A 7,453-nucleotide genomic window follows, 5' to 3' on the forward strand; every position below is an offset into this window, starting at 1 on the left:
ACGTTGCGAGTCCGTCGGGGTGATGGCTCCTGGAAGGCCCGGACTCCGGCGATGGCGGCGGGCTTGGCCGACCACATCTGGACGCTCTCCGAGTGGCTGAAGTTTCCGGTCGTTCAACGTGCGTAGGACACCAGGAACGCCTCTGCTTGATGAGAAATCGATTCGCCATGTGACGTCTCCTGGGGGTGCGAATGGCCTCGTCGGGCGTGGCACCGACCACGCGACCGCGTCCCTGCGGTTTCGGCCTCAGTATTCGCACGGCAGCAGCACGGTCGTGAGCGTGCGGACGATCGGCGAGTCCCCCGCCTCGACGTCCACCGCCTCGGTGATGACCCAGATCGTGTCCCCCTTCGGCAGCCCGTAGGCGGACAAAATGCGGAGGCCCGTCTCGAGGGCCGCGTCGTTCTCGCGCCGGTCGGAGGGGTCGAGGTCGCCCCAGTCCCCCGAGGCGTGCCTGACGATGTAGGTGCTCACCAGCTCGTTGTTGTTGGCGAGGGCCTCGATCGCCCCCGGCGTTATGACGATCCGGCCGGGGTCGAACCGGGGCGGGTACGCCGCGAGCGCCCCCCGGATGGTGGCCGCGTTCATCGGTCGGGAAGCTCCTTGGCGTTGCCCTTGGCGGACCCGCCCCCGAGGGCACGATTGAGGCTCAGGGACCGGCCGGCGGCATAGCCGGCGTCCAGGGACGACTGCGAGCGCCGGGGGGCCGCGAAGGTCGTCCGCGACTTCTTCATGTCGGGGTGGGCCTCCTTGTAAGCCCGGACCGTCCGCTCCTGAACCGAGGCCAGGACGATCGCGGTCGAGCCGCTCGCCCGGCCCGCGGCCAGGTCGCGTTCGATCTCCATCGCCCGGCGCTCGTCCCGCATCTTCTCGGCGAAGCCCTGGGCGACCCCGGAGACGAACAGGCGGCGCTCCGACGCGGCGCACCCCGACGCCCGCCGGTGCTCGGCGAACAGGCGGTCGAAGGCGTCGATCAGCGCCGTGAAGGTGAACCGGGCCGCCTCGACGTTCGTGGCGGTGCCGAAGAAGCGGAGGACCTTCCGCGGCGTCTGCCCGCGGCGGGCCTCGCCCCGGCCGCGGGCCGGCTCGCCCGCCCAGGCCGTGCGGCGGACGAAGAAACCCTCGACGAAGAAGAACTCCCGGACGATCCCGTAGGCGAGGTTCATCTCCAGGGACCACCGGCCCGTGTCGATCACGTCGTCTTCGAGCCAGGAGATGTCGTCCGGCCGGCCGTCCCGCGCCTCGACCTCGGCCATCGCGATGTTGTGCTCGGCCATGATCCGCGAGGCCATCCGGAAGGCGCTCTCGGCCTCGGCCCGGGTGCAGCCGTTCTCCTCGGTCTTGGCCAGGAGGCGGCGGACCCGGTCGATCACGTCCTCTTTCGGTCGCTCTGACATGCTCGGACTCCCAACGGCCCGGCGCACCATGCGCGGACCATGACCGCCCCCGCCGGCCAGGGCGGGGCGAGTCGCTTGAGCGGTCGGGTTGGACGGGGTGCGGGCTCGCAGGGGGCATAGATTCCGGGACGGGCCCGCGTCAACTCGCCCACCGGCCCTGCGTCCCGAGGGGTTCACGCGGGGCGTTCCGGCCGAGATTGAACGCCATTCGATCGGAATGGCGAGGAACGCCGGGGTCCGTTTGTAGGACCCGGGCGCCGATCCGGCACCGCGACCGGGGCGATCACGGGCGGACGAGTCGGATTGCGACCTTGGGGAGCACGGGCGGATGCCCGCGATCCGGTTCTCCCCACACGTCGCGGGCGGGCTCGGCCCGCTCGGGCGACGGGGCCGGGTCTCCGCATTCGTGGCCGATCCGCTCGATCGCGTGGGTCCACGGGACCACCAGCGTCGGGAGCCAGCGGATTGGGCCCGCCGCCCCCGACTGGACGAAGACGACGGCCATGTTCAGCCTCGCGCGCCGGACCCGGATTTCGAGCCCGAGCGCATTGTCCCCCTCCGTTGCCCGGTGCCAGGCGGCCAGGAAGCCCCGGATAGCTCGCGCGTCGTCGCGATCGCGACGGTCCGCGAGCCCCTCCAGGTACTCCGCGAGCAGGTGCGAGCGGCGAGCCCCGGGGGCCATCCGCTCGACCCACCATCTCCGCCTGGATGGCAACGGGGCGGACCGGGGTTGGACACCCACGGGACACCTCCGCGACCGTGTTGGATGCTCCCGGGGAATGCATTCCCCGGGTGGGCTGGAAACGCCGAAAGCCCCCCGGGCGGCACACGCCACCCGGGGGGCTTCGATTGCTCATCATGATCGGGCCGGGGAATGCATTCCCCGGGCCCTTCCGCGCGGTCCTTCCACGCCGCCCCGCGGCCGTCCGGCCGAGGGGCACGCGAGGGGCGCAACGCCGCCCTTCCCGCGCATGGGTCGCGGGGCGGACCGGGGCGCTGCCCGCATCGCAACCGTTGCCGCGACGCGGGCATGGGCTCATCAGGCGTGGCGACACCACGCGACCGGCCGGGTGGCCGGTTTCGCCCTGATCGTGGGTGCGGCCCGTCCCCGGCCGCGTCCAGCGTTCGTTCGAGGTCAGCTCGCGGCGCGGTTGAGCATGGCGTGCTCGGCGATCTTGATCATCGCGTCCAGGGTGTCGCGGAGCACCTTCGCCTCCGCAAGCTTGCCCGCCCCGATCATCGCCTGGGCGAGCATCTTGCAGTCCGCGACCGTGCAGTTGATCGGGTCGAACCCGACCACCTTGGCGGGCAGGGACAGGTTGTTGGCCTTGAGCACCTGCTCGACGATCTGGAGCACGTCGCTGGTGTCGGCGTGGCCGTTGGTCACGGCCCCGTCGATCGCGTCCACGATGCCCTGCTGGGCGTCGCGCCGCTCCTTCTTCGCCTTGGCCTCGACCGCCTTCCGCTCCTGCTCCAGCAGCTTCTCCGGGTCCTTCCGGGCGTTCCGCGCGTCCTCGACCGCCTTCTTCTGGTCGGCGATCGACTGGTCCAGCTCCTTGATCGACAGGGGCTCGTCGCCGACCTGCCGCTCGACCGTCGCGCGGACCCAGGTCAGCCACTCCTTGCGGATCTCGCCGGTCAGCTCGACCGGGTCGAAGGCGAGGGTGGGCAGAAACTTGTTCTTGACCTGGAAGTACGATAGCTTCTCCACGGCGGGGACGAGCGGCTTGACCGCCTCGACCCAGAGGTGGATGCGGACGTACTTGTCCATCTCGACCTCCTTGATCGCCACCCGCATCTTGACCAACGTCGCGAGGTCGTCGCAGACCTTGGCGAAGTCCTCCTTGGCCCACGCCTTGAAGGACGCCTTGCGCCGGGCGGCCAGCGAGAGCACGGCCTTGCCCAGCCGGGCGTACTTCTTGAGCATGTCCTTGGGGTCGAGGGTGGCGACGGCCAGATCGACGACCTCGGACTCGGTGGCCTTGTAGTCGGCGATCTGCTTCTGCTCCGCCTCCGTGGCGTCGGGGAATGCATTCCCCGCGGGGGCTGCGGGCGTACCCTGGGCCTCGCGGGCCTGCTCCTCGGCGACGTGGGCGGAATTGTCCGTGGCGGTGTCGTGTGCTACGTTCATCTCGGCGGGCTCCTCGTTGACAGGAGCCTGCCACCGGGCCGGGGGGTGTTTGCCGCACCCTTCGGCCCATCTGCTTCGTGGGCGACCGCTGCCGCCCATGCGAAGCCGTGGCGATCGGACGCCCGGGGATTCGCACCCCGGCCCGGTCGCCATGCACACGTGCCGCGTGCCTGACCTCATTTCGAACGCTGGACGCGAACCGTCCCCATGCGGGGGGTCGAGCCTTGGTGTCCGGTCGGCGCGTGAGGACCCCTCACGCGCCCTCGCGGTTCTCCCGCGAGCGAACGCACCAGCTATGTCGCCACCAACGCGGGCGGACCGCGACCGTGGCCGTACCCGGCGATCCAGTTTGACGCCGCTAGGGACCGTTTCCGGCCTGCACGGGTGGGGGATCGCCCACCCTGCGGGGCCGTACCCGCAGAGCCTAGCCGTTGCCCATCGATGGGGCGTCCGGGTTCGGATCGAGGCCGGGGAACGCATTCCCCGGCCGCCTGAGTGCATACCGCGATCGGCCCCGCCTCGCGGCAGGTTCCTCGCGGCCCGGGGGAGCGGATCGGCCGGCCGTTGCCGGTCGTCCCGCTCGTCCCGACACTCGACTATACACCCCGTCCGACCGGGCGGGACGGCATGTTGCACAAATTCATCATAAATCGATTTTCCAGACATGAAATTGCGTACGCGCAAGTTTCTATTGGCGCGACTCGGACCATTCTGGACGCATCATGAGTGCCGTCGGCCAGGGAGCAGAGTGGCCAGGGACAGAGGGAGCGGCTTGACCTGACCTGCCAAGGGGGAGCGGCCAGGGACAGGGGGAGCGTAGAGCAGGGACAGAGAGCGGCCAGGGACAGGGAGCAGGGGGAGAGCGGCCCGACCGATCGGCCCGACCGGACAGGGAGAACGGCCAGGGAGCAGGGGAGCAGGGATCGGCAGGGGGAGCAGAGCAGGGAGCAAGGGGGAGACGGCAGGGAGCAGCGTAGGGGAGTGGATTCAAGGGGGGGATGCATGGGGATTGGCGTATCTGTCAGTAGGACGTTTGTGACAAGCTTAAACGTTTTCCCTCCAAGCAGATAGAGCATAACCTCGGGCACCCCGCCCCCCCCGCGGCAATGACACTTGACTAACCTTAGGCTCCTGGAATTTTTCGCTCCCTTGGAATTGCATAAGCTATCAACGATGTTTTCGACTCGAAGTGGCCTGTCAGCTCGGGCGGAGCCGCTTCTTCATCATCGTCGCCTTCGAAATATCGAGCACGTGCTACCGACGGTCGGCTTGCTGACGGACGCGTCCAACGACCGCGGTTCTTCGCCCTCGGCACGGCCAGCCTCGTCGAGGTTTCACGATTTCCGTCACCACCGAGGTGAGCCGGCTGTCGACTGGCCCACCTCCGTTGCCTGGGGCTTGTTCTCCGTCGGTCATCCTGAGCCCGCGGCAAGACCAAAGGGGACTGCCTAGCGTGTTCCTCGGCACCTGATGGGGCCGCCCGGAGGTTGGGTACATATCGGGTAGAGGCCAATCGAGGCCGATCGACGACAAGCGGGATCAGGAACATGCCAACGCTCGCCGAGCATCCCAGCCCCCCGACGCCCGTGCACCTCCTCATCGACGCCGATGAGGTCGCCCGCCGCGTGGACGTGTCGGGCCGAACCGTGCGGCGCCTCAACAGCGCCGGAAAGCTGCCGAGGCCCGTGGAACTCGGCGGGTCGAAGAAGTGGAAGGCGGATGAGATCAACCGATGGGTCGAGGCGGGCTGCCCTCCCCGCGCGACCTCGAAGTCGCGGGGCAAGCGGGCCTGAGCCGGTCGGTCGCCGACCGTTGAGAAGAACCGGAGGGGCCAATTTCGGCCTCTCAGGGCTTGATGGGGGTCGCCCAAGTGGCATCGAGGCGGCCCCTCCTTGGTCGATGCCGGGGAGCGGGGGGGCGAGCGGGTCGAAAAAAGCAACCACCATAATCCCGGTCGCTCCGCACCCATCGTGCGGAGCGACCGGCCCGGTTTCTTCGATGTGGTTCTTTCTCCAGACACGAAGCCAACGACCCGACCGCCCTCCTCCCCCTGCAACCGGACGCCGGGCCCGATACGCCCGGCGGTGATCTCCCCTGGGTCGGTAACCAAACCGGCCACGAAGCCGCCCCGAAGGCCCTCGGCCGACGAGCGGAAGGGACAAACGGACGGGGGCCTCGCTAGCCCCCGGGGGACGAGAGAGTACCGGTCTCCGACGCCGCAAACCAACAATTCCGGGTTCAGGTGCACCCTTCCTTCCCGGTGGGTCGATGGCCGAAAGGCTCAGGCGTCGTGCAGTCCGGGCGATCTTCACCGGTGGCCGGGTCATCCGGCCAGACAGACCAAGAAGCCCCTGAAACCAGAGCCGACCGGGTCCTTATACATCGACCCGGAAAGGGCCGTGGTCTGCTCCGAGCTGACCGAGCGTTGCCGAGAGACCTCGGGGCGTTGCCCAAGGATCTTCCACTCACTATCATTGATGCATCACCAGGAGCGAACGCGATAGCGAGTCTCTTCAAGCCGACCTACTCGGCCCGCGACCCGAAGACCGGGGCCCGGATCAAGCGGAAGGCCAAGAAGTGGTACGGGCAGTACACCGACGGGGACGGCATCCTCCGTCGCGTTCCCCTGGCGACAGACAAAGCCGCGGCTCAAGCGTTGCTCGGCGAACTGGTCAGGCGATCGGAGCAGCAGCGGGCCGGCCTGGTCGACCCGTTTCAGGACCATCGCAAGCGACCGCTCTCCGAGCATCTCGACGAGTTCGAGGCGTCGCTGCGTGACGGGGGGGGTGACCGAGCGGCAGTCCAAGCTCGTCGCAGGCCGGGCCCGCAGGGTGTTCCTGGCCTGCGGCTTCCAATTCATGCCAGACATCTCGGCCTCCCGGGTCTCGGGTCAGATCGCCGAACTCCGACGGGAGGGGCTCTCCGCCCAGACCTGCAACTTCTACTTGCAGGCGGCCAAGCAGTTCGTCCGATGGCTCGTCCGCGACCGGAGGACCGCCGACAACCCGCTGGCCCACCTCAAGGGGGCGAACGTCAAGCTCGACCGACGCCATGACCGCCGCGCTCTCTCGCCTGCGGAGATTGCTGCGCTCATCGAGGCGGCTCGGCGCGGCAAGCCCATGCGGGGTCTCTCCGGTCCAGATCGGGCCATGCTCTACCTCGTCTCGGCCTGCTCCGGGCTGCAGGCCTCGGAGCTGGCCAGCATGTCGCCGTCCAGCTTCGACCTCGGGCCCAATCCCACCTGGAGCGTCGAGGCGGCCTACTCGAAAAACCGCGAGCGTGCCGTCCGGCCGCTCCACCCCGACCTCGTCGCACCGCTCAAGGCGTGGCTGGAAGGCAAGCCGCGCGACGGCCGGCTCTGGCCGGGGAAGTGGGCCGAGCAGATGCAGGCCGGGGTGATGATGAAGCGGGACCTGGAAGAGGCCGGGATCCCGTATCGCGACGAGCGGAAGCTCGTCGCCGACTTCCACAGCCTCCGCCACACGTTCATCACCAACCTGCACCGACTCGGGTTGTCCCCGAAGGACATCCAGTTCCTCGCCCGGCACAGCACCATCACGCTGACGATGGACCGCTATACGCACGTCGACCAGAGCGACGTGGCTGGAGCCCTCGGCCGAGTCTCGCTCTTCGCTCCCCAGAAACCCTGCGCGGAGGAGCTGGGGACCCCTTCCGTCCCGGAATTGGACGGATCAGCGGCCTCTTCCGCTTGCACTGGCGCTTGCACAGAACTTGCACAAACGCCTGTCCCGTCCTGTCCCGAGTTGTCGCCCGATGGCACGGACGGGCCGGCGGATGGAGGGCACTGTCTCATCCGCCATCCTGTTGGGTTGACAGTTGTTGCGTCAATGCGGCGGGGTCGGCCTGCAGCAGCTCCCAGAAGTCGGCGGTCGGCAGCACCAGGCCCAGGACCTGGTAGGGGCAG

7 protein-coding genes are annotated in these 7,453 nt (G+C 68.8%); 2 read left to right on the top strand and 5 right to left on the bottom strand.

The features are described 5' to 3' along the window. Positions 1-246 precede the first annotated feature (246 nt). From TsocGM_RS25255 to TsocGM_RS25270, 4 genes are all read right to left on the bottom strand, one after another. Positions 247-588, bottom strand: coding sequence for a hypothetical protein (locus TsocGM_RS25255; RefSeq protein ID WP_199756913.1), 342 nt, complete (start codon positions 586-588; stop codon positions 247-249). Then, positions 585-1,397 (bottom strand): DUF2786 domain-containing protein, encoded by an 813-nt coding sequence (locus TsocGM_RS25260; RefSeq protein ID WP_158633763.1) that lies wholly within the window; start codon positions 1,395-1,397, stop codon positions 585-587. Before TsocGM_RS25260 ends, TsocGM_RS25255 begins: the two co-directional genes overlap by 4 nt. 283 nt (positions 1,398-1,680) lie before the next feature. Next, complete coding sequence (locus TsocGM_RS25265; RefSeq protein ID WP_126728241.1) at positions 1,681-2,079, bottom strand: hypothetical protein; 399 nt, start codon at positions 2,077-2,079, stop codon at positions 1,681-1,683. Between the two features lie 453 nt (positions 2,080-2,532). After that, positions 2,533-3,528: a hypothetical protein gene (locus TsocGM_RS25270; protein ID WP_126728242.1), complete on the bottom strand. Its 996-nt coding sequence runs from the start codon at positions 3,526-3,528 to the stop codon at positions 2,533-2,535. Between the two features lie 1,547 nt (positions 3,529-5,075). Between TsocGM_RS25270 and TsocGM_RS25275 the strand changes: the two genes are divergently transcribed. Further along, positions 5,076-5,321 carry a helix-turn-helix transcriptional regulator gene (locus TsocGM_RS25275; protein ID WP_126728243.1) on the top strand — a complete coding sequence of 82 codons (246 nt, stop codon included), beginning with the start codon at positions 5,076-5,078 and terminating at the stop codon, positions 5,319-5,321. A 689-nt stretch (positions 5,322-6,010) separates the two neighbouring features. Here TsocGM_RS25275 and TsocGM_RS25280 read toward each other — a convergent pair. After that, positions 6,011-6,388: a hypothetical protein gene (locus tag TsocGM_RS25280; RefSeq protein ID WP_126728244.1), complete on the bottom strand. Its 378-nt coding sequence runs from the start codon at positions 6,386-6,388 to the stop codon at positions 6,011-6,013. On the opposite strand from TsocGM_RS25280, the gene TsocGM_RS25285 reads away from it, so the two are divergent. Then, a partial coding sequence (locus TsocGM_RS25285) for a tyrosine-type recombinase/integrase (RefSeq protein ID WP_126728245.1) occupies positions 6,387-7,453 on the top strand: 1,067 nt, incomplete at its 3' end. The genes TsocGM_RS25280 and TsocGM_RS25285 overlap by 2 nt on opposite strands.

Origin of the sequence: Tautonia sociabilis (genome assembly GCF_003977685.1) — a bacterium.
In the GTDB taxonomy this organism is placed as follows: Bacteria; Planctomycetota; Planctomycetia; order Isosphaerales; family Isosphaeraceae; genus Tautonia; species Tautonia sociabilis.